Annotated in this window: 29 protein-coding genes; 5 read left to right on the top strand and 24 right to left on the bottom strand. The window is 36.2% G+C overall.

Annotated features, from left to right (window positions below; translation table 11 throughout):
* Window positions 1-108: 108 nt before the first annotated feature.
* The 8 genes from SOP96_RS08645 to SOP96_RS08610 all read right to left on the bottom strand — a co-directional run bounded on the left by SOP96_RS08645 (window position 109) and on the right by SOP96_RS08610 (window position 6502).
* On the bottom strand, window positions 109-858 hold the full coding sequence (locus SOP96_RS08645; RefSeq protein ID WP_326320580.1) for a DUF3575 domain-containing protein: 750 nt from the start codon (window positions 856-858) through the stop codon (window positions 109-111).
* A gap of 243 nt (window positions 859-1101) precedes the next feature.
* Complete coding sequence (locus SOP96_RS08640) at window positions 1102-2103, bottom strand: T9SS type A sorting domain-containing protein (protein ID WP_326320579.1); 1002 nt, start codon at window positions 2101-2103, stop codon at window positions 1102-1104.
* Between the two features lie 140 nt (window positions 2104-2243).
* Entirely contained in the window at window positions 2244-3149 is a 906-nt protein-coding gene (locus tag SOP96_RS08635; RefSeq protein ID WP_326320578.1) for a helix-turn-helix domain-containing protein, read from the bottom strand.
* A gap of 93 nt (window positions 3150-3242) precedes the next feature.
* Window positions 3243-4064, bottom strand: coding sequence for an oxidoreductase (locus SOP96_RS08630; protein ID WP_326320577.1), 822 nt, complete (start codon window positions 4062-4064; stop codon window positions 3243-3245).
* Between the two features lie 325 nt (window positions 4065-4389).
* Window positions 4390-4755: a DUF2200 domain-containing protein gene (locus tag SOP96_RS08625; RefSeq protein WP_326320576.1), complete on the bottom strand. Its 366-nt coding sequence runs from the start codon at window positions 4753-4755 to the stop codon at window positions 4390-4392.
* A 20-nt stretch (window positions 4756-4775) separates the two neighbouring features.
* A complete protein-coding gene (gene arr / locus SOP96_RS08620; protein WP_326320575.1) occupies window positions 4776-5201 on the bottom strand; it encodes an NAD(+)--rifampin ADP-ribosyltransferase in 426 nt (141 codons plus the stop codon).
* Window positions 5202-5371: 170 nt separating this feature from the next.
* Window positions 5372-5686: a nuclear transport factor 2 family protein gene (locus tag SOP96_RS08615; protein ID WP_326320574.1), complete on the bottom strand. Its 315-nt coding sequence runs from the start codon at window positions 5684-5686 to the stop codon at window positions 5372-5374.
* Between the two features lie 21 nt (window positions 5687-5707).
* Window positions 5708-6502 (bottom strand): SDR family oxidoreductase, encoded by a 795-nt coding sequence (locus SOP96_RS08610; RefSeq protein ID WP_326320573.1) that lies wholly within the window; start codon window positions 6500-6502, stop codon window positions 5708-5710.
* Between the two features lie 126 nt (window positions 6503-6628).
* Here SOP96_RS08610 and SOP96_RS08605 point away from each other — a divergent pair, with 126 nt between their 5' ends.
* Window positions 6629-6994, top strand: a complete 366-nt coding sequence (locus SOP96_RS08605; protein WP_326320572.1) for a winged helix-turn-helix transcriptional regulator — start codon at window positions 6629-6631, stop codon at window positions 6992-6994.
* Between the two features lie 117 nt (window positions 6995-7111).
* Here SOP96_RS08605 and SOP96_RS08600 read toward each other — a convergent pair whose 3' ends face one another.
* The 6 genes from SOP96_RS08600 to SOP96_RS08575 all read right to left on the bottom strand — a co-directional run bounded on the left by SOP96_RS08600 (window position 7112) and on the right by SOP96_RS08575 (window position 10401).
* Window positions 7112-7561, bottom strand: coding sequence for a hypothetical protein (locus tag SOP96_RS08600; RefSeq protein ID WP_326320571.1), 450 nt, complete (start codon window positions 7559-7561; stop codon window positions 7112-7114).
* A 141-nt stretch (window positions 7562-7702) separates the two neighbouring features.
* Window positions 7703-8212, bottom strand: a complete 510-nt coding sequence (locus tag SOP96_RS08595) for a hypothetical protein (protein ID WP_326320570.1) — start codon at window positions 8210-8212, stop codon at window positions 7703-7705.
* Between the two features lie 103 nt (window positions 8213-8315).
* Window positions 8316-9074: a hypothetical protein gene (locus tag SOP96_RS08590; protein ID WP_326320569.1), complete on the bottom strand. Its 759-nt coding sequence runs from the start codon at window positions 9072-9074 to the stop codon at window positions 8316-8318.
* 150 nt (window positions 9075-9224) lie between these two features.
* Complete coding sequence (locus SOP96_RS08585) at window positions 9225-9695, bottom strand: DUF2628 domain-containing protein (protein ID WP_326320568.1); 471 nt, start codon at window positions 9693-9695, stop codon at window positions 9225-9227.
* Between the two features lie 87 nt (window positions 9696-9782).
* Complete coding sequence (locus tag SOP96_RS08580) at window positions 9783-10082, bottom strand: hypothetical protein (protein ID WP_326320567.1); 300 nt, start codon at window positions 10080-10082, stop codon at window positions 9783-9785.
* A gap of 142 nt (window positions 10083-10224) precedes the next feature.
* On the bottom strand, window positions 10225-10401 hold the full coding sequence (locus SOP96_RS08575; RefSeq protein ID WP_326320593.1) for a SymE family type I addiction module toxin: 177 nt from the start codon (window positions 10399-10401) through the stop codon (window positions 10225-10227).
* A gap of 214 nt (window positions 10402-10615) precedes the next feature.
* On the opposite strand from SOP96_RS08575, the gene SOP96_RS08570 reads away from it, so the two are divergent.
* Window positions 10616-10873: an XRE family transcriptional regulator gene (locus SOP96_RS08570; RefSeq protein WP_326320566.1), complete on the top strand. Its 258-nt coding sequence runs from the start codon at window positions 10616-10618 to the stop codon at window positions 10871-10873.
* A 128-nt stretch (window positions 10874-11001) separates the two neighbouring features.
* On the opposite strand, the gene SOP96_RS08565 is transcribed toward SOP96_RS08570, so the two are convergent.
* The 8 genes from SOP96_RS08565 to SOP96_RS08530 form a co-directional block, all read right to left on the bottom strand.
* Complete coding sequence (locus tag SOP96_RS08565; RefSeq protein WP_326320565.1) at window positions 11002-11832, bottom strand: hypothetical protein; 831 nt, start codon at window positions 11830-11832, stop codon at window positions 11002-11004.
* Window positions 11833-11859: 27 nt separating this feature from the next.
* Window positions 11860-13308, bottom strand: a complete 1449-nt coding sequence (locus SOP96_RS08560; protein ID WP_326320564.1) for a toll/interleukin-1 receptor domain-containing protein — start codon at window positions 13306-13308, stop codon at window positions 11860-11862.
* Between the two features lie 595 nt (window positions 13309-13903).
* Window positions 13904-14617: a hypothetical protein gene (locus SOP96_RS08555; RefSeq protein WP_326320563.1), complete on the bottom strand. Its 714-nt coding sequence runs from the start codon at window positions 14615-14617 to the stop codon at window positions 13904-13906.
* A gap of 132 nt (window positions 14618-14749) precedes the next feature.
* Window positions 14750-16375: a chaperonin GroEL gene (gene groL / locus SOP96_RS08550; protein WP_326320562.1), complete on the bottom strand. Its 1626-nt coding sequence runs from the start codon at window positions 16373-16375 to the stop codon at window positions 14750-14752.
* A 74-nt stretch (window positions 16376-16449) separates the two neighbouring features.
* On the bottom strand, window positions 16450-16806 hold the full coding sequence (locus SOP96_RS08545; RefSeq protein ID WP_326320561.1) for a four helix bundle protein: 357 nt from the start codon (window positions 16804-16806) through the stop codon (window positions 16450-16452).
* Window positions 16807-16852: 46 nt separating this feature from the next.
* On the bottom strand, window positions 16853-17131 hold the full coding sequence (locus SOP96_RS08540) for a co-chaperone GroES (RefSeq protein ID WP_040997294.1): 279 nt from the start codon (window positions 17129-17131) through the stop codon (window positions 16853-16855).
* 160 nt (window positions 17132-17291) lie between these two features.
* Window positions 17292-19676: a M1 family metallopeptidase gene (locus tag SOP96_RS08535; protein WP_326320560.1), complete on the bottom strand. Its 2385-nt coding sequence runs from the start codon at window positions 19674-19676 to the stop codon at window positions 17292-17294.
* 68 nt (window positions 19677-19744) lie between these two features.
* Window positions 19745-20323, bottom strand: a complete 579-nt coding sequence (locus SOP96_RS08530) for a HupE/UreJ family protein (RefSeq protein ID WP_326320559.1) — start codon at window positions 20321-20323, stop codon at window positions 19745-19747.
* 69 nt (window positions 20324-20392) lie between these two features.
* Between SOP96_RS08530 and SOP96_RS08525 the strand changes: the two genes are divergently transcribed.
* Genes SOP96_RS08525 through SOP96_RS08515 form a run of 3 tightly spaced genes read left to right on the top strand, consistent with a single transcriptional unit; the run spans window position 20393 to window position 21413 of the window.
* Window positions 20393-20644 (top strand): hypothetical protein, encoded by a 252-nt coding sequence (locus tag SOP96_RS08525; RefSeq protein ID WP_326320558.1) that lies wholly within the window; start codon window positions 20393-20395, stop codon window positions 20642-20644.
* The gene (locus tag SOP96_RS08520; protein WP_326320557.1) at window positions 20620-20916 is read left to right on the top strand and encodes a hypothetical protein; all 297 of its coding nucleotides are present in this window, start codon (window positions 20620-20622) and stop codon (window positions 20914-20916) included. Before SOP96_RS08525 ends, SOP96_RS08520 begins: the two co-directional genes overlap by 25 nt.
* The gene (locus SOP96_RS08515) at window positions 20913-21413 is read left to right on the top strand and encodes a DUF6702 family protein (RefSeq protein ID WP_326320556.1); all 501 of its coding nucleotides are present in this window, start codon (window positions 20913-20915) and stop codon (window positions 21411-21413) included. The genes SOP96_RS08520 and SOP96_RS08515 overlap by 4 nt, the downstream gene beginning before the upstream one ends.
* Before the next feature lies 1 nt (window position 21414).
* Here the strand turns inward: SOP96_RS08515 and SOP96_RS08510 are convergent, their stop codons facing one another.
* Together SOP96_RS08510 and SOP96_RS08505 are read right to left on the bottom strand one after the other, a co-directional pair.
* On the bottom strand, window positions 21415-22056 hold the full coding sequence (locus SOP96_RS08510) for an acyl carrier protein phosphodiesterase (RefSeq protein WP_326320555.1): 642 nt from the start codon (window positions 22054-22056) through the stop codon (window positions 21415-21417).
* A gap of 24 nt (window positions 22057-22080) precedes the next feature.
* A complete protein-coding gene (locus SOP96_RS08505; protein WP_326320554.1) occupies window positions 22081-22623 on the bottom strand; it encodes a hypothetical protein in 543 nt (180 codons plus the stop codon).
* Window positions 22624-22643: the final 20 nt, after the last annotated feature.

The following is a 22643-nucleotide window of genomic DNA, read 5'->3' as shown; positions in this document are numbered from 1 at the left end:
TGCAAAGTTAGGCTCTCAAATATTCACAGAAAAGTTTAGCAGGTTAAAAAAATATTAAACTAAGCTCATGGATATATTTTTATTGAATGTTTTAATGTTAATATAATTTTAAAATCGGTATCCCAAAGATAATCCGGTTCTGAAACCAATCCAGGGGCCGTCTATCATTACACGTGCTCCGTTGGTGTTGGTTTCCACGGTATAATTTACGTACGGAATATCAAGGTTTTCAATTTCCCTTTTCAGCTCGGCCTGCATGTCAGGCGTAAGCGGGATATCGCTGGTCATGGTAAAATCTCCTTTTCCCACCCCATAATGTGCTCCTGCAATCCATAAATCGAGTACAAGGTTGCGGCGCGGCGTAAGGAAAAACTGGGTACCCACCATGATACCACCACTGTTTCCGTTGGTATTTCCCAAGCCTTTCAGAGGAATCTGAAAGGTGGTTCCGGTGAAGGTGTAGTCATAATAAAAATCAAATATATTGGATGTGATTTTTGAATAACGGTAATACGGAGCAATATAGAAGCCTTTACCATATCCTGCGCCGAGATAAAAACGGGTTTCTATGGTAAAGTTAAAAGACTTTGCTTCCAGATTCTGAAATCTTTTTTCGTCTTCATCATTTAAAAAAGAATTGATAAAGGGAACTTTTCCTTCAGGCATTGTACCAAAACCCATGTTAACCGAAAACCGGCGGGTGAAGGCCCTTTCATAGGTAAGATTTATATTTCTGAATGCATAAGCTGTCACATTTGTTTTAATGATATTCATTTTTTCCGAAGGATCGGCAGGAATTTCCTGTGCCTGTAGAGAGGGAAGGGTTGAAAACAAAATAATGGGAAGGAATTTTTTCATGATTTTGATATTTGTAATTGGGTGTATTCAGGTAAAAGCAAAAAACGGGCAAAATATTTAATAAAAATATACTTTAATGTTAAAAAATTAAGTTTTTCGTGTATGGTGATTTTGCAGAAAGGAATGTTAAAAATCCGCACAGAATTTCTGTGCGGATTGATTGAATTATTGAATAAGTTTTAAATTTACTCCAACGCAAAAGCAGTCTTACTGAATCCCGTAGAATAAAGATCTTATACCATTTTATTTTTTAATAAACTTAGCAGTCTCCGGCTTTTTATTGTCTTTTCCTGAAACCTCTATGAAGTAAGAAGCGGCAGGAAGAGCTGAAACCTGAACTTTCCCGGATTTTATATCGGAAGTTTCCACAAGCCTGCCATCCAGCGTATAGATTTTAGCTACAGCGTACTTTTCTGTCCCTCCTTTAATTTGAATAAATTCCTGAGCCGGATTAGGATAGATTGTAAGTTTTTCTTTCGCAGCAAACTCCCGGGTAGCGAGGTTTACTGTATTTAAAGCCTGCGCAGCATTGGTTGTCTGGTTGTTAATTCCTGCCAGCGGAACATTGATTACCGTCTGAATGGTTGTAAACAAAGGAAATTTGTAAGTACTGTTATAATATGAATAAGAAGTGTTTACAATAGTGCCAATCGGGAACAAAAAGCTGGTATCATTTGGCAGGTGCAGGTTAAAATTCTGTACAGATTTAATTCTCAGAACATTAGAGTACGTAGCAGAACCTAAAATAAGGGTTCCTGAAGCATCAGCAGAAATCGTGATTGTCCCTTTGCATAGCCCGCTTGCAGCAGTTGAACTGAATGTCCCCTGTGCCTGATCCGTCTCGGAATAGCCAAAGGCTGCCGGATAAGAAATAAAAGTTCCGTTATTTGAGGCAAGATTTAGCGTAGCATCGGTAATTGCTAATCCTGTAATCTCCAGTTTGGAAGCAGATTGTTTGTAATACACTGTGTTTCCTGGGGCCACCATTTTTAAGGTGGAATTCGGGAAGGTGGTAACTTCTGTTGAAGTAGGGGTGGAATAGTTGGTAACAGAAGCCGGGCCAAAAACTAATGATGCATTGTTGAATGTTGCAGCACTACCTGTTGCCGAGTTATCCGGAGTTCCGGTTACAGATAAATAGTTGGCAGTTTCACCGCTCAGAGGGTCATTGAAGGCTTTTGTAATTGTTGTTTGTGCAGAAATGACGCCTGAAGCCATCAGCAAAAAGAGTAAAGTTTGTCGCATGTGTAAGTTTTTGTACGAATATACTCAAAAAACACATATTCAAAATTATTTATGTATAACTTATTTTTAACGAATAATTTAGATAAAAGTTGTATGGCTTTATGAAGAGATGATTTTTGCTGTATGAGGTTTTGATTGCTTTAATTGAGGTTCCTGTATTCAACCGGTGTATGTCCTGTTTTTTGCTTAAAAAGCTTACTGAAATATTGCGGGTATTCGAAACCTAATGAAAAAGCTACTTCTCCTATTGAAAAGTTGGTGTTTAAAAGAATATTTTTAGCTTCTTTAATCAGATAATAATGAATATGATCCTGCGCATTCATCCCGGTCTCTTTTTTGAGTAAGTCGCTTAAATAATTTGGAGATAAGTGTACTGCTTCCGCAAGATCTTTCACCGTTGGCAAGCCTTTTTCTTTTATTTGATCAGACCTGAAATACTCTTTCAAAAGATTTTCTACATGCGAGATGGTATTTGAGTTAATGCCTTTACGGGTGATAAATTGCCGGCCGTAATACCGTAAACAGTAGTTGAGCAGGAGTTCTATGTTTGTTACGATGAGATTCTGGCTATGCTGGTCGATATTTTCGTGTAGTTCTGTTTCTATTTTCTGTATGCAGTCGTACAACGTCTGTTTTTCTTTTTCCGATAAATGCAGGGCTTCAGATATTTCATATGAAAAAAAAGTGTAGTCATTCATTTTACTGCCCAATGCGGTACCATAAAGAAGATCGGGATGAAAAAATAATCCCCACCCCATCGTATCTTCTCTTTTCTCAATTTCATTATCAAGGGTAATAAGCTGCTTCGGCGCAATACAGATTAAATTCCCATCCTGGAAATCAATAGACTGCCGGCCGTATTTCATTTGATTGGAGCAGTAATTTTTAAACATTATGGTATAAAAATCTGCGCTAATGCGTATGCCTTCTTCTAAATATTCGTTTGAAGCACTGAAGTCAACAACTGAAACCAGCGGATGCTGTGTCTTGGTTTGTACAAATTTATTTATTTCTGAAATTGTCTTCAGATGGATGATCGGATTCATTCTTGATCGTAATTTAACATATTAATCGGTTAGTTCTGCGTATTTTAATTTTAAGAATATATTATGATTTTCAAAAATTTAAGCAAAATTTATTTACTTTACCTGGCTCATTACAATTTTATCGAAAAGCTTGTCACCCAGGTATATTCTCACCCAAACCATTGGTTTGGCCCACAATCCGACTCTGTACCTGGTTTTAGGCTGGTCTGCATTTACAATGGTAGCAACAGTTTCTGAAATCACCGTTGTTTTTGAACCTTTTCCGCTGTCATACATTTTTTTTGTAGCGGCAATCAGTTTATTGGTTAATGAAGAATACGCTCCCCGGGAAGAGAATTTGCTGATATTCTGTAGCATAACATCACCAAATTCGGTTACAATAATTCCGGGTTCCAATACTACCACATGAATGTTGAACGGTTTGAGCTCCAGCCGTAAGCAGTCGCTAAATCCTTCAACAGCATGTTTGCTTGCGTGATACCAGGCGCCCAGGGGAGTATACATTTTTCCGCCCATGGAAGAAGTGTTGATAATGGTACCTGCATTTGCTTTCCGCATATAGGGAATTACTTTTTGTGTAATAGCGGCCAATCCGAAAAGATTTACCTCAAATTGTTGTCTTGCTTCTTCAATGGGAATGTCTTCAACAGAACCATACAGCCCATAACCTGCATTATTCCATAAGACATCAATCTTTCCTTCTTTTTCAATAATAATATCTACAACGTTTTGAATATCATTCCCGTTAGTTATATCCATTTGAATGGGATGCCCTCCTAAAATTTTCAGATCCTGCATCTGGTCAATACGTCTTGCAACGGTGTATACTGCGTGGCCTTCTTTAATAAGTGCTTTTGCTGTTTCTTTACCCATTCCCGAGCTTGCCCCGGTGATTAAAATTACTTTTTTATCCATTTGGTATTAAATTATTATGCAAATATCATCAGGAAAAATACTTTTTTGTTAATACAAATTCAGGATTGTTGTATACTTTTTCCGGATGATTGTTCCTATATCAAAATTAATCATGAAATCAACTGATATTAAATTGATTAGCGTTTCTGTTTGTAAGTTTGCTCACTTCTTGTCTGTCAAACAAAATTTCATTAAAAGTACCTTTATGGAAATCGTCTGCACCGGGCTTTACATTTTATGAAAACATATTATTTCAAATTCTTTCCGGTTTCATGGCTGTCTATAAATACCTGATGGTGAAAAATCGAAAATTTATCTGCTTTATTTATGGTTCCGTCCTTAAAATTTTCTCCATTTTTTTACCTTTTGCCAGTTCATCAATGAGCTTATCAAGATAACGGATGTTCCGCATCAGCTCGTTCTCAATTTCTTCTACACGATAACCGCAGATAATGCCTTTGATGAGTGATACCTTAGGGTTGATCTGCGGAGCTTCAGCAAAGAAAGTCCTGAAGTCTGTTTTGTTTTCAAGGATTTTCAGGAGACTTTTTTCATCGTAGCCTGTAAGCCAGAAGATAATGGTATGCACTTCTTCCCTGGTTCTGCCTTTCTTTTCCGCTTTTGCAATATAATGAGGATAAACTCCTGCGAAAGACATATTGAAGATCCTTTCATAGTTTTTATTTTCCATAGGGTAGATTTTAATAGAAATTAATTGATAATCTCTGCATCAGGATTTTCCCTTAGCTGGGCAATTCTTTCTTTCCAGCTTTGAAGTTCATCATCGGTAAGCCTGATCCATTCTGTCACTTCGCCCACAACTTTTAAGGGAGCTGTACTGCGATAGGATCGGGTAGGATTCCCGGGAAATTTCTTATCGGTAACATTCGGATCGTTTTCAAATGCTCCGGTGGGTTCTACGATATAAATCCGCTCTTTTCCGTCACCTTTTGCCAGTGCAGCGGCAAGGCCTGAGCCGTTCTGCAGTGCCGTGAAATAGATGTGGTTCATGATAATCTCTGGATAATAATTCGATTCAAATCCGGCAGTAAGGAGGTCTCCGATTTTCAAGTCAGCTTTAGTTCCGTGGTAAAATGGACCATCATCAGGAATGTGTTGCTCTTTTTTGTTTTCCATTGTGATTTGTTTGAATTTTGAGTAACCTGTAAACTTATGAATTTGTTTTTGAATATGAAACTTTCCTCCGGAGCAAAAAAAATATCTATTTATGTGGTAGCGAAAAAAACGCTGCCCAAAATTTTTGGACAGCATTTTTTTTTCAGATGGTTTTAACTTACTGAATGCATTTATACGATTTTCAAAGACCGGATCAATCCATCTTCAAACTCATAATAATAGGTAAGGATCGCCGGGCTTCCGGGGAAATTACCAGCAACTTCCGCTTTCAGCGTATGTTCGGTTTCCGAATAATCTAATGGTTCCATCGTTGCCTGGTATTCTTTATTGGCTTTATCGATCCAGCTTTTTATTTCTGTTTTTCCGTTGTGCGTTTTTCCTTCGTCAAACACTACGGCTGTTTCGGTAAAACAATTGGCGTATGCGGTGCTGTCGAAATTGTTTTGCGCCTGCACTAATTTTGTGATTACGTCTGGTAAATTCATTGTATTAAAATTTTAGGTTGATTAAATGGTGGGTACGGTTCCACCGTCGATTATATAATTGGTTCCTGTTAAATAACTTGCTCTCGGTGAAACCAGAAATCCTACAAACTCTGCTACTTCTTCCGGTTCTGCGGGTCTGCCGTAAGGGATTCCGCCCAGTGCATCCATGACGCCCTGCTGAGCTTCTTCAAACGTACTGTTGGCATTTCTTGCAATTTCGCCCAGCCAGGCTACTGATGCTGATGTGTTGATCCATCCCGGAGAAACGGTCAATACGCGAATCCCTTTTGGTGTCACTTCATTGGACAAGCTTTTGCTGTAATTAATCAAACCGGCTTTCGCAGCGGCATACGGCAGCGTAGAATCATATAGCGGCAGTTTTCCCTGAATCGAGGCGATGTGAATAATTACACCGCTTTTCCGATCGATCATTTGCGGTAAAAACCCTCTGTCCAGCCGAACCGGAGCAAGCAGATTCGCCTGAAGGGTTGATTCCCAGTTTTCGTCCGTTAAGGCGGCAAAACCTCCGGCAGGTGTTTCGGAAGATCCGAGGTTGTTCACCAGAATGTCCAGTCTTCCATAGGTTGACAATACTTCGTCGACTACTTTTTGAGAGCCTTCTGATTTACTTAAATCGGCTGCAATAAAATGCAGGCTGCTGTTTTCATCCTGTGGGGCGTTCCTTGCGGTAATGATGACCGTTGCGCCTGCCTGCAAAAGCCTTTCTGCGATGGCTCTTCCGGCTCCTTTTGTACCTCCCGTTACCAGGGCAATTTTGCCCGACAGTTCATTGTTGAAATTAAATTGCTGTTCCATTTTGTTTGTTTTGTTTAGGCAAAGTTGGGACTTATGTACGCGCCTCACAAGTACGGAATTACGATTCGGATAGGGAACAATTTTTCCCCTATTGCACAATTTGGAACATAGGTTTACATTTGCTTTATGTATGAAAGGAAAATTTTACCCAACCTGAACTGCGGCTTGGATCTGATTGGCGAAGTGCTGTACGGCAAATGGAAAATCCGTTTGCTGTGGTTTATTCATCAGGGACACCAGAGACCCAGCGAACTGCAGCGGAAAATTCCGGATGCAACAAGAAGGGTGTTGAATATTCAGCTGAAAGAACTGGAAGACCATGAGTTGATTACCAAAAAAATCTATCCCGTTGTTCCGCCGAAAGTAGAGTACAGCCTTACGGATTTCGGGCAGACCTTAATTCCCGTCATTGCGGCGTTGGGAAATTGGGGTGATACCCATGAAGAACATTTGCGGACGGTTATTTTGAAGCGGCTGAATATTGAGGATTAATAGTTTTAGCGGGGTAGGGTTTGAGTGAAACTTGTGTATTTAGGCACGAGTGAGATGCTCTCGCCAACCGGTAGCTTTATTACGATCAGTCTTTTGGGAAATTTTTTAAATCATTGTTTAATTCCATACATCAAGCCGGGATATATTTTTGATCGTGCCACCAAACATTCCCATGTGTCCTCTTGAATTCATATCAAATTTTCCCTTTATAATTACGTATTTCTTATTGTATTTTTCCAAATTTACTTTCTGGGCTAAATCACCACTGAAATCAACCCACATCCCATTTCTTGATGATGCTTTTTCATAATCTTCCTGGTGAAAATAAATAGCATTGCCTTCAAACTCAAGATTCAAATATCCAATAATCTGGACCGTTTTATTATGGTATTTTTCCGGAGTAACAATCAATCTCAGCATAGAAATGTTATAATCCTCAAAAGCTATAATTTCACTAAACTCTTCTTCTTTGGAATCCGGTTTGTTTTTAGATTCCGGGTTTTGGGCGCAGCCCAATGAGAAGAAGGATAATAAGAGCACAAGTGAAATCGTGAGTATTTTTTTCATAGGTTATTTTTTAATTTTCGTAATTACTACTAAATGACAAATATAAAATTTGACACAGAGCCTGTATTTTGATGTTGTTTTTTCTGACTAAAAGATTGCAGACCGGATATTTATAATGACTTCAATACAAATGCACATGAATCATTTTTTCTTTATCAATTTTTTCAATCTACTTAAAATTCCCTTAGGTTTTTGGTTTTCGTCGTGCTTTTTTTTCCAATTAACATCAAATTTTCCGTTTATTTCTGCTTTTAAATCGTCTGGAGGTATTGCAATCTGTACGTGAAATGGAGGAACTCCCGGATGCATCAATTCGGTTTCATCTCTTAACCGCCTGCTGCAAAACAAATCTATTACGGTTACATCACGTCTTGCCTCATAAATTGTCATGTCAATCCACACGGGTACTTTATTATCATGATGAAGAAGATCAATTACCTGCTTAGCTGTTAAAAGTTTACCTTCATATTGATTCCATGTTTTTAAGATAAGAATTTCTTTTTCACTCAAATGCTCATAAGCCGTTCGCGAGTTCGGGGTTATTAAATATAGGTAATTGTCTTTAAGATCATTATAGCAAAGTGTCCTTGTAAATTCAGATAAAAGCTTAGTTGCTTCATAGAGATGATGTTTGAATTTTACTTTATCCATATCTAAATTTATGTTTGAAATTTCTTTTGGCTGATTAAACAGATGAGTAGGGTTGTAAAAATTAATACGATTTTCACGTACAACTAACTAGAGAAGTTATCGGTCATTTCTTACAAATACTTGGGTTCAAAACCTTTTCTAAATCGTCAATTGTAAGTAAATCGTCAATAGTTTTTTGAATGCACGCTCTTGTTAATTCCTTTACAAATAAATCCGGCGGTCTTTGGTATAATCCGTTCAGGTTTTGTCCGGTTTTTTTGTCTTCGCCAACTGCCTTTTCCAGAAACTTGTAAGTCCAAACGTTAAGGCCATAATGCCGCCCGTCTTCCATATCAACATGGATATTGCAGAATTCATTTTCTTTATCCCAGTTTGCCGGATCAGCTTCTTCGAATTCCAGCCACAAGGTAAAGTTCTTGTTTTGTGTATTTCTGCCTTTTAGCTGGTCATAAAGTTTTTTTAATTCTTTATTGTTTGTCCAGCCTTTACTCTCGGTCATGGAAATGATGAGAAAGTCTTTTGCCTCGTCAATGGTGTTTGCTTTTCCTTTGACAATTGCGTAGTTCCAGGGACTCTGTTCTTTAGGCATCCGGTATTCAAAATAAAATCTTTTATCGCCTAAGCTATAAACCGTTACATACCAATCATCTTCCCAATTATCTGTTGCCTGTATGACAAGCCTGTAATGGGAAGTCACTCCATATAATATAGTTTTTGTGAACGTTTGGTTGACCATTGAAATAAATTCGAGCATTGCTTTTCCTGTTTCATTTTCAGTGTAAGTTGAATCTTCACCCGTTAATTCCTGGTAGAATTCTTCGAGGGTCTTGCTCTTTTGTCCTGAATATCTAATGATGGGCATACGGATATTTAATTATTGTTGTGTGTATAAAGTTTTGATGTCTTAAAAATCGGAGAGTGGAAAAATAGCCGGTTGGTTTATTTAATTTTTACAATATTAATAAATTATACAATAGATGTTCTTACAGATCACAAATCTATTCAAGCGTATTTATTGTGACTGCAGGATAACTGTAAGAACGAACAGGGCAAAAGCAATCATTACCAATAGAATGCTTGTGCCTCCTTTTTTAGCAAGAAATTCTTTTTGCTGTTCGGGATCGGCGAATCTTATTTGTGCCTGTTCTGCCATTCTTTTTGCTTTCTTGAGGTATAGATTGTTTCCGATAATCCCCAGTGTGACCATAAGAATAATATCGACAGCAAAACTGAATAATTCGGCCTGCTCAGTACCGATCAGCTCTGCTAAAACATAATTTTCAAACTGAGACTCGGCATAAAAGATGGTGATAATCACAAAAAACTCCAGATACATTTTCCTGTACAGAAACCAGAATACCCCGAATAGTACAGCAGAAAAATTAAACCTGAATTTCTTACCCTTCTCATAATAGTTCAACTGCTCCAGGTAATAATTACTGCTATCCTGAAAATAGGCTTCGTACAAGTCTGTTTTTTCCATGAATGGTTATTGTTTTTTATTGATGGATATTCTACTTCTAAATTCGGCGCAAGATAAGATTTTTACCTGACGAAATAACCGAAATTTTCAGGTAGTGAATTTGGAAACAGGTGGGCTCAATAGGATTAGAAACAATTTATTTTTAAAAAATCCGGAGGTTACAAACACTCCTGTTTTACCCTTCCGGAGATCTACGGAAGTCTCCAACAGCTTGCAGGAAACCAACGGAGGTCTCCGGAAGTTTCCCACAACCTGCAGGAAAGCTCCGGAGGTGTACGGAAGTCCCGCGCAACTTGCAGGAACCTCCGGAGAACGGCGGAAGTCTTGCACAACTTGCGGGAAACCAACTGCAATTGCAGGAAGTCTCCCGCAATCTGCAGGAAACAAAATGCAGTTGCAGGAAGTTACAAACAAGTCTGTTTATGACCAAATGCAGTTGCAGGAAGTCTCCCACAACTTGCAGGAAACCAAATGCAATTGCAGGAAGTCTCCCGCAGTTTGCGGGAAACCAAATGCAGTTTTCAATAGGCTATTTGGCAACCGTAATGGTAAGCTTGTTTTTCTTTTGCCGGATGTGTACCGTTTTGCCTTCCCCGAAACCCAGCGCATCAAGCCATTTCCCTCTAAGCCGGATTTCCGGGACGGTGATGAGGTGGTGCGTACTTTTCTGGTACCGGGTGTGAATTTTAATTTTTCTTGAATTCATCATGGTGCTGTTTTTTGTTGTTTACCGGCGGTAAAGGCGGAAGTCCCGATCATTTCTGAACTTCCTGCCTGTACCAACCAGGGTAATATATAGAATTTGTGTTTTATTCAAAGCTTGATTTATTGGGCAAATGTAAAAAAAATATTTTAATATTACCGAATTCGGTAATGATCTTTTATTTTAATAATTACAATTTGCACCAAACAGTGCAATTATGAACGAGTTTAAAACGGATGAAATCAAAAAACTGGTTTCAGAAAAAATAAAAGAAATAAAAGGAGACGTTCCCTATTCTAAGATTTCTGAAAGATGCAATGTTACGGCTGCAAGAATAAGTGATGTTGCCAACAATAAGATTGATTGCCAGCTGAGTACTTTTATTGAAATTGCAACCGGATTACGAATACATCCCAAAGAATTATTTGATATAGTTTTTGATTTTGAAGAGTATTATTCTGGATTAGATGAATAATAAACTCCGAAGTTTTATGCTTAGGAGCTTGTAGTATTTAAGTATCAAAGAGAGTAAATATGTGAGAGAAAGAACCGTTTAAATTTGATAAAGTAATTTAGTTTATAATAGTTTACTAAAAGTATTGATTAAAGAGGTTTTCTATCATTTATATTATTTTCATCAATCCAATTCAAATATTCCTGACCTAAATTTGTGATATGAATTTTATCTTCATTTTTGACAATTAAAATGTTAGAAAATAAATAAACTAAATATTTTTTCAAGTCCCAGCCGGAAAATGAATTTGGAAATTCTTCTTTTACATTTTCAAAGAAATTTTCAATTTCCTTTTTGGTAAAACCTTCAGGTGCAATTAAATTTAATTCACGTAAAAGATTTAACTGACTTCCAAATATGTATTTATGTGTCCGCTCAAATCCTAATAGTAGTTGAGTTCCAGCTAAATGTCTTATTAATACAGTTGATGTTTCAGAAGTTGTGTCTAACCCTTTTGTAATCAATGTGCTTTTTATGTTATTTTCCATAGACTCAATTACAATTGAGTTACCAATTTGATCAAGTAATTCTTTGACATTTTTTTCGTTATCTATTTTCTTTTGTTTATTAGGTCGCTCTGTATAATAATCTCCAAAGACATTTGTACTAGATTGTTTCTGTTCATTACTTGTTATTGAAATTAGTTGGTTTATTAATTGTGCGTTTTTCTTTTCTAATTTTTCATTTTCATTTTTAGATTCTTCAAGTTTTCTGCTTATTGTAAGAAATTTACCTATTGAAAAATTATCAAATGATTCACTGAGAATGATGATTAGTATTATGAAAATTAGTATTAGATTATTATTTTTTAAGACACCAATTGGCTCAACAAAAATAAAATTATAACCAATCATTAATACCAATAAAAAAGCAAAAAATGCTATTAAAAATTTTGAAAAAGTTGAAAGTTTTCTATCCATAAAATTTAAAATTATAGTAGTTATTTATTACCGAATAGTTCCAATTTTGTTAATTTCAATAAGGTCATAAATAGGAATAACTCTATCAAATGAATTTATATAACCGAATCCATCAGGACTTTTATTATTTTGTTGAGCAGCCAAGAGCTTTTCTTGTAATTCTTTTATAGAGCTAACATTGAATATTGCCTTAACTTTTTCAAAATGTCTTACCGATACAAGTCTGTTAAATACTTCAAACTTACCACTGTCTATTGTGTTGTAAATGTAAGTTATTGGAAACCATCTAAGACTTTCTAGTGAAGCAATGTAATGAATTAATAGATCAGCATTTACAATTTCATCAAGTTTCAAGGTTTCTGGTAATCTCTTTACAATTAAATCTGCCATCGGGCTAAAATAATTCTGTGAATATGTATGTTGATAGAACTGATCAAATATTTCAACATAATTATAGAGTTTATCAAACCTTTGAGCTTCTACTTTATAGTCGTGTCTACTTTGAAAGAAATATCCTGAGTAAAATATTTCTTCAATAAACTTATATTTTTCATTTTTTAATGCAACAGCTATTGTGTAAATAAATATTTCATGAATAAAAAACCTATAGTTTTCAAACTCAGCTGCTGTCCAACTGCTTCTGTCATCTTGTGGACTTTTGAGTATTGGTAATTTTTCAAAAAATTTTATAAATATATCTACATCAAAATCTAGTTCCGATTTAAAAAGTTTATCAAGAAAATTTATAAAGTCATTTCGTAATGGTGTGTAGGAGATTATATTGTCATGAATAACCTTGCCTAAAACCATAGCATCTCTAGACCCTGAAAAGTTTACTGAATAACCTTTCAAATCTTCAAAAAAAACATCCAAGAATTCTCTAAGGATTGAATTTATTCTCTTAGGAGATTTTAACATTTGATTATCAAAACTTCTAATAATTATTGAAGTTTTGTGTGTCATTGGTGTTTCTTCAAAAAGATAACTTGGTGCTTTGCCAATCTTAGGTTTGCTATATGCTGGTCTCTGATAAATATTTCTTAGTAAGGCTTCATAATTTTCCTCAAATTTATCTTCGTCATATAAGTCAATATATATTCTGCTTTCCAAAAACGTCGGAACATATGCATTGCCACTTTCATCTTTTTCAGCAACAATAGGAACAAACTTTTCTTGAGAAACGTCACCATAAATTTTCGGGCTTATGATTTGTGTTTCTGTTCCGACACCGCCAGCTCTTAGTTCTGCTTTTTCTGAATATTTTTTGTCAAGAATTATTAGAACCTTTTGAATTTCAGGTGATTTAACCATTGTTTCCATGAAGTCATATTTATCTTGACCTTCTTTTAAATTCCACTTGTCAATAATTACGTCAATACCATCTGAGACAAGCCTTTCTGCAAGGTTGATAACCCAGTCTTCGTGTTTAGGTGTTGTCCAGCTATATGATATAAATACTTTAGGTGTTTCTGTCATTTTTTAGATTTAATAAATTGTAAGCTTAGTTATTGTTTGATTATTATTTATTATAAATTAAACTCTTGTGATTAACAAAAGAATAAACATTAAATCGAATGCTGATTTTGGTGACAAAAATGAAATGAAGTAGTTAAATTGTCAAGCAATACATGAATACATAACTGAGGATGTATAAAATAAAAAGTCATTTGATGTTGTTTCATGGTTTTGTTATTAGTTTTCTCAAATATAATTAAAAAAATAATAAAAAATAAAAACCGCTCTGAAAATCAGATCAGTTAGTATATTAAATTGTCTGTTTTGGTTTTTAATAAACTTTCTTTGTAAAATTAAATTACTAAAATAATATTTCATTACGGGAAGCCGTATTTAAACAAAAAAAACGCTCTGAAAATCAGAACGGTTAGTATATTAATTGCCTCGGTCGGAGACCGTGTTACATCATTCCTGGCATTCCTCCGCCCATTGGCATGGCCGGTTCGTCTTTTTTCACTTCAGTGATCACACATTCTGTGGTTAATAACAGGCTTTAGATTAGTCAAGAATTTTTTTCATAATTTCAATTGCTTCGGATTGAGCGTCTTTAGTATTCTTAAATTTTTTTCGAAAAATAAAATATAGCATAATTGTACATTGGAAAACTAATAAAAATATATTCAGAGTTTTGATGAAAAAACTCAAAATGTGGTTCCTTTGTTTTAAAGATTATTAATGAGTTTAAATTTGACGATTTATTTTTAATAGAAATATTCCGTTGCATAAATTTAAGATCACTCAATGCTTTAAAAGGCCTCATCTCCCAAAAATAATTCATCCAAGCAACGGGTAGTGTCCCGAAATCGGAGAAAGGTCCATTAGCGTATTTTATGTATTTTAACCTATTAGAAAACACTTGAAGTTTATATTCTAAAATCTCAAGCCATCGAATAATATTTTCTAAATCACTAATATCATAATATTTATTTTTTTCAAGATTTTCTAAAATAAAAATTATTTTTTTTTCAATTTCTGCTAAAATTGAATTATTACAATTATTGCATGCTGGGACGACACTTTTTAAATAAGAAATTGATTGCTGATTTGCTCTTATTTCAAACCCAATATTTGTTTTATTTTGAAATAACCATTTTGGAAGAACATGTTCTTTTGTTAAATTCTTTTGTGTCATGCAAAATACGCAAATCTCCGAACCAACATTTAATGTTGCCGGGTGAAATCTGTAGAAAACATCTTCAGCTATTTCTGCACCATGCTTTCTTAGATTTACTCTAATAGGAATGAATAAAGAATTTATTTTTTTTGACATCTTTATATACTTATAGTGTGATTTTTTGCTAAATTAAAATATTATAATAATATTTATTATGTAAAACCGTAAAATAAAAACCGCTCTGAAAATCAGAACGGTTAGTATATAAATTGCCTCGGTCGCAGACTGTTACATCATTCCTGGCATTCCTCCGCCCATTGGCATAGCCGGTTCGTCTTTTTTCACTTCAGTGATTACACACTCGGTGGTTAATAACATTCCGGATACGGAAGCTGCGTTTTCAAGAGCTACTCTTGTTACTTTCGTAGGGTCAATGATTCCTGCTTCAAGCATGTTGACATACTCGTCGGTTTTTGCGTTGTATCCGAAGTCACCTTGTCCTTCTGCCACTTTCGCAACGATTACAGAACCTTCACCACCTGCGTTGGCAACGATTTGTCTCAATGGCTCTTCGATCGCTCTTCTCACGATTTTGATACCTGTAGTTTCGTCAGAATTAATTCCTGTAAGGTTTTCCAACGCAGAGATGGCTCTTACCAAAGCAACACCACCCCCTGCAACGATACCTTCTTCAACGGCAGCTCTTGTAGCGTGAAGCGCATCATCCACTCTGTCTTTTTTCTCTTTCATTTCCACTTCAGAAGCAGCACCTACGTAAAGAACAGCAACACCACCGGCTAACTTCGCCAATCTTTCCTGAAGCTTTTCTCTGTCGTAATCGGATGTAGTAGTTTCCATCTGCGCTTTGATCTGGTTTACTCTTCCTTTGATCTTGCTTTCTTCACCACCACCGTTTACGATCGTTGTGTTGTCTTTATCGATAGAAACTTTTTCAGCAGTTCCCAGCATATCCAAAGAGATGTTTTCCATCGTGAAACCTTGCTCTTCAGAAATTACCTGTCCGCCAGTTAAGATGGCGATATCTTCCAGCATTGCTTTTCTTCTGTCCCCGAATCCAGGCGCTTTAACGGCAGCAATTTTAAGAGAACCTCTTAATTTGTTAACTACCAAAGTAGCCAATGCTTCACCTTCTACTTCTTCAGAGATGATCAATAGAGATTTACCTCCCTGAGCAATCGGCTCAAGTACAGGAAGCAATTCTTTCATGGAAGAGATTTTTTTCTCAACCAAAAGGATGTATGGATTTTCTAATTCAGCCAGCATTTTTTCAGGGTTGGTCACGAAATATGGTGACTGGTATCCTCTGTCAAACTGCATCCCTTCTACAACGTCTACCGTTGTATCGATTCCTTTTGCCTCTTCTACGGTGATTACTCCTTCTTTACCTACTTTTCCGAACGCTTCAGCGATCAAAGCACCGATGGTTTCGTCGTTGTTCGCAGATACTGAAGCCACCTGTTTTACCATTTCTGTAGAATCACCAACAGTTTTAGACTGGGATTTAAGGTTTTCAACAACAGCGGTTACTGCTTTGTCGATTCCTCTTTTTAAATCCATTGGGTTAGCTCCGGCTGCTACGTTTTTAAGACCTTCTCTTACGATAGCCTGTGCTAAAACTGTAGCGGTAGTCGTACCGTCTCCTGCGATGTCATTGGTTTTGGAAGCCACTTCCTTCACCATTTGAGCACCCATGTTTTCTACTTTGTCTTCAAGTTCGATTTCTTTAGCAACAGAAACCCCGTCCTTCGTTACGTGAGGCGCACCGAAAGATTTTTCGATGACCACATTTCTTCCTTTTGGACCTAATGTTACTTTTACTGCATTAGCCAATGCATCAACCCCTCTTTTTAAAGCGTCTCTTGATTCAATATCGAATTTTATTTCTTTTGCCATATTGTTTTGCTTTTAGCGAATTGCTTTTGGCTTTTGGCTTTAGCGATTCGCATGTTTGATTTTATAATTTGATTTTAATTTCCGTTGAGCCTGTTCCATAGGGTTACAAGCTTCTTTTTTAAGGTTGTTAATTCAGATAAAAGATTTTGATAATCAATTTCTTGAATGTAACCCAAATCTTTAGCAAGAATTAATTGGTTTTCGGCTTCGTTGGATGATCCCAGCGCAATATTGATGAAATTTGCAAACTCTTTATCAGAATTTCTTCCGCTTCCCTCCGAAATATTATATCCTATGGAAGCAAATGATCTTCTGATTTGAGAGGTCAACCCAAATATTTCTTCCTTTGGAAAATTTTTGGTTGAGGTATAAATTTTTAAAGTCAGTTGATGGCTTATTTGCCAAACTTCAAATTTCCTGAAATCTCTCATTTACTATTTCAATGCTGGAAAGCCATCTGCCAGAAGCAAAAAGCTATTAGCCAATTATTCCTAGTAAGTCTCCTTCTTTTACAATTAAATAATCTTTTCCTTCCAGCTTTAATTCAGAACCTGAATATTTCCCGTAGAGAACTTTGTCACCTACCTGAACAGTTGTAGGCTCATCTTTTTTTCCGGGGCCAACTGCCACTACGGTACCTTCCTGCGGCTTTTCTTTGGCGGTGTCCGGAATAATAATACCTGAAGCTGTTTTAGTTTCTGCAGCGATCGGCTCGATCAAAACTCTGTCTGCTAATGGTTTAAAGTTTACTGACATAATATATTTAATTTTTTAATTATTCTGTCTTGTAACTCGCTAATTGTATGCCAAGCGGTAGAAAATAAAATTTTGGCAGACTTATTTTGGTCGAGCGGAAATTTTGGCAGAAAAAAAGGACTGCAAGTTTGCAATCCTTTATTTTATTAATATCGTTGGTTTACTTTTTCCCGGCAGCCTGCATAGGATTTACCCTTCCATTGGAAGCACCTCTGGTAGTACCGCCTTCTTTCTGTTTGAATAATTCAAATTTGGAAATTTGGGCATTTCCGCCGTCATTACTCCAGAAGTTATTAGAGGTATCAATATCGGCTGTTTCTCTCATCGGATCAAGCTGAACGGATTTTAATTTCTTATCGAAATAATAGGTTTTAGAAACTTTCTGTTCATTTAACCTCCAGATCTGTGCAGAGGATTTATCGGTAAGTTTTGTTCCGTCTTCAAAAGTAAATTCAAGAATAATAGGCATTACCAGTCCGCCTTTATTGACGAAATCAATCTGATAAGCGGTGATATTTTTAAACTTGTCTTTTTCTTTTTGTGTTAAAGATTCCGTCCCTTCTGTTTTGAAAGTGTATTCTTTATTAGTGTCAATTTTTTCCTGACCTCTGTCGTATCTGTAGTAGAAATCCTGAGCTTCTCTATCCTTATCTACATAGAATGTAATGTTTTTATCTTCTCTGTTCCTGATTTTGGAAATATCATCAAAATCATTGAGAGCGGGCTTATCAACTTTGTATTTTGTTTCTTTGGCTTGTCTGGGTGGTGTTTCAAGATCCGGAGTTGCAATCGTAACCTTATCAATGGCGATATCTACAGGATCTGTTCCGTAGAACCATCCTCTCCAGAACCAGTCCAGGTCTTCACCACTTGCATCTTCCATCGTTCGGAAGAAATCTGCAGGCTCAGGATGCCTGAAAGCCCATCTTTTAGCATAGGTTTTAAAAGCTTTATCAAAAAGTTCTCTTCCCATAATGGTTTCGCGAAGGATATTCAGTCCTGTAGCTGGCTTTGAATAGGCATTCGGGCCAAACTGAACAATGTTTTCAGAGTTCGACATAATCGGTTCCAGCTGATCTTTCGGAAGTTTCATGTAATCTACAATGGTCCATGCCGGCCCTCTTTTGGATGGAAATTTATTGTCCCATCTTTCTTCGGTAAGATATTCTACAAAAGTGTTCAGCCCTTCATCCATCCAGCTCCATTGTCTTTCATCGGAGTTAATGATCATCGGGAAGAAATTATGGCCCACTTCGTGAATGACTACGCCCAGCATTCCGTTTTTAATTCCCTCGGAATAGGTTCCGTCTTTTTCGGTTCTTCCGTAGTTGAAACAGATCATTGGGTATTCCATTCCATTGGCTGCTTCTACAGATTGTGCCACCGGATACGGATACGGAATGGTAAATTCTGAATACGTTTTAATAGTATGCGCTACTGCTTTGGTTGAGTATTTTCTGTATAAGTTGTACGCTTCTTTCGGGTAAAAACTCATGGCCATTACTTTGTTGTTGTTTTCAGGAATGAGCACACCCATTCCGTCCCACACAAATTTTCTGGAAGAAGTCCAGGCAAAATCTCTTACGTCGTTGGCTTCAAACGTCCAGGTTTTTCTTTGTTTTGAATGGTTCTTCTCTGCTTTTTTCGCTTCATCCAGCGTTACGATTTCTACAGGTTCTGCTGAAGTTTTAGACTTATTATATCTAGCTAATTGCTCGGATGTTAACACCTGGTCGTAGTTTTTACATTCTCCTGTTCCGCCTACGATATGATCTGCAGGAACATTCATGGAAACTTTAAAGTTCCCGAAAACAAGGGCGAATTCTCCTCTTCCCGTAAACTGGTGATTCTGCCAACCGTGGAAATCACTGTACACGCACATTCTAGGATACCATTGCGTCATCGTGTAAAGATCGTTTCCGTCTTCAGGGAAGTTTTCGTAACCGCCACGGCCACCCATTTTCATTCTGTTCGGAATGTTGTAGTTCCAGTCTACCTTAAAAATGAATTTTTCACCTTTTTTTAATACTTTGGGTAAATCAATACGCATCATGGTTTTATTTACCGTGTATTTTAAAGGATTTCCGGAGCCGTCTGTTACTTTTTCAAGGTTTACACCATATCCGTTATCCGATACAGGAAGGTCGGTAGGGCGTAATTGCTGATCGGTTGACGCTTTCGGAAGGGTTGAAGAGTAAGGAAAATCAGCCTTTTTTATGCTTGACTGTTGGTTTTCATCCAATTGCAGCCAGATGTAATCCAGATCGTCCGGAGAATTGTTGTAATAGGTTATGGTTTCGGAACCTTTAAGATTTCTTTTGTCTTCGTCAAGGTATGCAGTAATGTTATAATCTGCCCTGTTTTGCCAGTATCCGTGGCCGGGTGCTCCTGAAGCAGACCTATAAATGTTTGGTGTTGGAAGAATAGTTCCAAGCTGTTCAAATTTATTTCCGTGATTGCTCCCGGGGTTATTCTGAATATTTTGTGCGGTGAAACCTGTATAGGTAAATACAGAAAGAGAAAGTATAACAACTTTTAGTTTCATAACCGATATTGTTTTAAAGATTTTCAAATATAATAATAAGTAGCTGAATAGTTGAAAATGTTTCAGCTTTAGAAAGGAATTCTTTCTAATGTCATTTTTAGGGATAAGGCAAAAACCCCTGAAGACACGAAAAGTACCCAGTCTTTCTGATTAACTTTAAAAACCTTAAGTAACATAAACAGAACCATTAAAATTCCGAAAACTATGGCAATTTGTCCAAGTTCCAGTCCGATATTAAATCCTAAAAGAGGAACGGCAATACTCTGGCTTTTGGCAATCATTACCCTTGCGGTATTTGCAAACCCCATTCCGTGGATAAGTCCGAAAATTAAAGCTAAATAATAATTGGCATTATTTTGAGGTTTCTTTTTATTTCTGAAAAAAATATTATTCAGGGAAGTTAAAACAATCGTCAGCGGAATCAGGAATTCTACCCATGCGGAATTGATTCTTATGATGTCAAAAGTGCTTAATGCTAATGTTATTGAATGGCCGATGGTAAATGCGGTGATGAGAATTAAAATTTTCTTCAGATCATTAAATGAATATACTGCGATTAGTGCCAACACAAAAAGCTGATGATCGAGAGCATCCAAAGAAATAATGTGTTCCCAGCCGAGGTTCAGATAGAATAAAAAATCCTGCATTTTTCCAATTTTTTTTTTGAAATGCGATGATACAAAATTTATTTTAACTTTGTTATAAAATTAAATGGTATGCTTGTCAATATAGAATTAGAAAATGCTGAAGATTTTATTTTTATTAAGCAACTTTTAGAGAAAATAAAAGGAGTGAAATCTGTTTCGGTAAAAGAAGATGAAGAGTTTTATGAAGATGGAACTCCAAAATGGTTTATTGATAAACTGGCCGATTATGCAGACCGTCTGGAAGATAAGGATATGATATCGGAAGAAGAGTTTTTTTCAAATGCAAGAAAAAAGGCATGCGAATTATATTCTCGAAAGTAGCCAATGAGAGTTATGAAAATATTCTTGAATTTCTTTCCCAAACATGGACGGAGAAAGAAATAGGCGTGTTTATAGATGAAGCTGAAAAGGTAATAGATAAATTAAAGGAAGGTAAATTTCGTCTTTATCAAAAATATTCAAAAGATATTCGTTCAGTATTAATCGGCAAAAAGCACGTAAGAATGTTTTTCCGCAAAGATTCACAAATCCAAATTCTTCTTTTCTTCGATATGCGCCAAGACCCACAAAAAATCCTTGAATTATTACAATGAAAAAACTGTTTTTCCTCTTTTCCGTCTTAATCATATTTTTCTCTTTTACAAAGGCAAAACATCCTTATCATGTTGGTTCTGTAGAAATCAATTATAATCAGAAATCCAAAACTTTTGAAATTACATGCCGCTTTTTTCTGGATGATCTGGAAAACGGATTAAATGAAAAATATAAGAAAACGCTGCATTTTAATGATTCTAAATTTAAAGCTCCGCTTAACGACGCATTGAAAAATTATTCCGCAGAATATTTTAAGCTCAAAAGCAACAATAAATTCTTAAATATCAATTTTGTAGGTTATGAAGAAGATCATGAATCAGTAAATATTTACCTCGAATCTGAAAAAATAGACAATCCTAAAAAAGTGGAGACTGCGGTAAGTTTTCTGTATAATTTATTTGATGATCAGATTAATATTGTTCATATTATTGTGAATGGCGAAAGAAAAAGCGAAAAATTAACCTACCCGAATCGCTATTTGTTTCAACAGTTCTAAATTAATTTTCCATCTGTAAAAGTACGTTGATGCCTTTTGCATGTTCCATGAGGTCAGGAAAAAAATTGTCATAACATTCGTGAAGGAAAGTTTTGTTTTTCAGAAAAGCTTCATGAACGGGAATGTCGGTATCCAAATATTTTGCTTGGTTGAGAACATTTCTCATGCTGTAACCGATGTTTTCTTCATAACGGTAATTATAAAGCCAATCGCCTTCCTCCATTTTCACAAACATGCTTCTGAAATTTTCGGGAAGAAATTCATAATTTCCATGTAAAATACGATATACCTTTTGGGAGTGATTTTTCCAGCCTTCCAAAGAATTTAGCCTTAGATCATTCGCTACAAAATAATCCATCGCCACATCTACAAAAGCTCCGGCGTACAATCTCACCAAAGGCGAAAAAACTTTTTTTGCTTCGTGAATGGCGGGGTGTGCATCTGTAAAAGTGTCAATGGCGCGGTGCAGCGTGATTCCGTCCTGAATATCTTTCGGGAAAGAAAAACGGTCTTTATTCCGTATAAAATCTTCAAGAAACTGTCCGACGATCTGTCCGTCGGTGAAGGTAAGGAAGGAATGCGCCAGGTAATTCATTAGGTGAAGATAAGAAATTTCCTGCAGCGGAGCACTGTTAGAGCTCAAAGCTCTAACAGTGCTCCGCTAGTGCTAGTTTTCCAACAAAGCTTTAATAGCTTCCAAAGATAACAGCGGATCATCAATTCCATTTTTAATAGTAAATAATGAAGAATGGCAATAGTTTTCAGGGTTCATCGTAATTCCATGTTTTACCGGATTGTTGTGGATGTAATGAATGGTATTAATTAATTGCTCATGAGTGCTTATAAGTTTTCTTCTGAAAGGCAGCTCGAATAACTTTCCTGTTCTTCCGTAATGTTTATTAATAGCCTGGGTATAGCTGTTAAACATATTGGAAAACTGCTGACTGATGATCTTGGAAACTTCAATGGTATCTTTTTGAGGAAACATTCTTCGTATTTCCTGTTCTGATTTAATTTTAACAAGAAAATGGAAATGATTTTTTAGCAGACAATAAGCGTATATGTCTACAATACAGGATATTTTGGACTTCATAAGCTTAATAAAATAATGATAATTCCTGTCGTCGAAAAAGAGTCTCTGACTGTTAATTCCTCTGTTGAAAATATGATAGAAGCATTCTGCCTCCAATGGGTAAATATTTTTTTTCATGCGTGTGTTTTAGGCAAGGG

The sequence above is a fragment of the Chryseobacterium salviniae genome, assembly GCF_035819015.1.
Taxonomy (GTDB): domain Bacteria; phylum Bacteroidota; class Bacteroidia; order Flavobacteriales; family Weeksellaceae; genus Chryseobacterium; species Chryseobacterium salviniae.
Note: the sequence above shows the minus strand (reverse complement) of the source record. Positions and strands in the feature narration are given on the sequence as shown.

Coding starts and splice junctions, on each gene's coding strand:
- SOP96_RS08645 (WP_326320580.1), bottom strand. CDS start 858: ATGAAAAAATTCCTTCCCATTATTTTGTTTTCAACCCTTCCCTCTCTA.
- SOP96_RS08640 (WP_326320579.1), bottom strand. CDS start 2,103: ATGCGACAAACTTTACTCTTTTTGCTGATGGCTTCAGGCGTCATTTCT.
- SOP96_RS08635 (WP_326320578.1), bottom strand. CDS start 3,149: ATGAATCCGATCATCCATCTGAAGACAATTTCAGAAATAAATAAATTT.
- SOP96_RS08630 (WP_326320577.1), bottom strand. CDS start 4,064: ATGGATAAAAAAGTAATTTTAATCACCGGGGCAAGCTCGGGAATGGGT.
- SOP96_RS08625 (WP_326320576.1), bottom strand. CDS start 4,755: ATGGAAAATAAAAACTATGAAAGGATCTTCAATATGTCTTTCGCAGGA.
- arr (WP_326320575.1), bottom strand. CDS start 5,201: ATGGAAAACAAAAAAGAGCAACACATTCCTGATGATGGTCCATTTTAC.
- SOP96_RS08615 (WP_326320574.1), bottom strand. CDS start 5,686: ATGAATTTACCAGACGTAATCACAAAATTAGTGCAGGCGCAAAACAAT.
- SOP96_RS08610 (WP_326320573.1), bottom strand. CDS start 6,502: ATGGAACAGCAATTTAATTTCAACAATGAACTGTCGGGCAAAATTGCC.
- SOP96_RS08605 (WP_326320572.1), top strand. CDS start 6,629: ATGTATGAAAGGAAAATTTTACCCAACCTGAACTGCGGCTTGGATCTG.
- SOP96_RS08600 (WP_326320571.1), bottom strand. CDS start 7,561: ATGAAAAAAATACTCACGATTTCACTTGTGCTCTTATTATCCTTCTTC.
- SOP96_RS08595 (WP_326320570.1), bottom strand. CDS start 8,212: ATGGATAAAGTAAAATTCAAACATCATCTCTATGAAGCAACTAAGCTT.
- SOP96_RS08590 (WP_326320569.1), bottom strand. CDS start 9,074: ATGCCCATCATTAGATATTCAGGACAAAAGAGCAAGACCCTCGAAGAA.
- SOP96_RS08585 (WP_326320568.1), bottom strand. CDS start 9,695: ATGGAAAAAACAGACTTGTACGAAGCCTATTTTCAGGATAGCAGTAAT.
- SOP96_RS08575 (WP_326320593.1), bottom strand. CDS start 10,401: ATGAATTCAAGAAAAATTAAAATTCACACCCGGTACCAGAAAAGTACG.
- SOP96_RS08570 (WP_326320566.1), top strand. CDS start 10,616: ATGAACGAGTTTAAAACGGATGAAATCAAAAAACTGGTTTCAGAAAAA.
- SOP96_RS08565 (WP_326320565.1), bottom strand. CDS start 11,832: ATGGATAGAAAACTTTCAACTTTTTCAAAATTTTTAATAGCATTTTTT.
- SOP96_RS08560 (WP_326320564.1), bottom strand. CDS start 13,308: ATGACAGAAACACCTAAAGTATTTATATCATATAGCTGGACAACACCT.
- SOP96_RS08555 (WP_326320563.1), bottom strand. CDS start 14,617: ATGTCAAAAAAAATAAATTCTTTATTCATTCCTATTAGAGTAAATCTA.
- groL (WP_326320562.1), bottom strand. CDS start 16,375: ATGGCAAAAGAAATAAAATTCGATATTGAATCAAGAGACGCTTTAAAA.
- SOP96_RS08545 (WP_326320561.1), bottom strand. CDS start 16,806: ATGAGAGATTTCAGGAAATTTGAAGTTTGGCAAATAAGCCATCAACTG.
- SOP96_RS08540 (WP_040997294.1), bottom strand. CDS start 17,131: ATGTCAGTAAACTTTAAACCATTAGCAGACAGAGTTTTGATCGAGCCG.
- SOP96_RS08535 (WP_326320560.1), bottom strand. CDS start 19,676: ATGAAACTAAAAGTTGTTATACTTTCTCTTTCTGTATTTACCTATACA.
- SOP96_RS08530 (WP_326320559.1), bottom strand. CDS start 20,323: ATGCAGGATTTTTTATTCTATCTGAACCTCGGCTGGGAACACATTATT.
- SOP96_RS08525 (WP_326320558.1), top strand. CDS start 20,393: ATGCTTGTCAATATAGAATTAGAAAATGCTGAAGATTTTATTTTTATT.
- SOP96_RS08520 (WP_326320557.1), top strand. CDS start 20,620: ATGCGAATTATATTCTCGAAAGTAGCCAATGAGAGTTATGAAAATATT.
- SOP96_RS08515 (WP_326320556.1), top strand. CDS start 20,913: ATGAAAAAACTGTTTTTCCTCTTTTCCGTCTTAATCATATTTTTCTCT.
- SOP96_RS08505 (WP_326320554.1), bottom strand. CDS start 22,623: ATGAAAAAAAATATTTACCCATTGGAGGCAGAATGCTTCTATCATATT.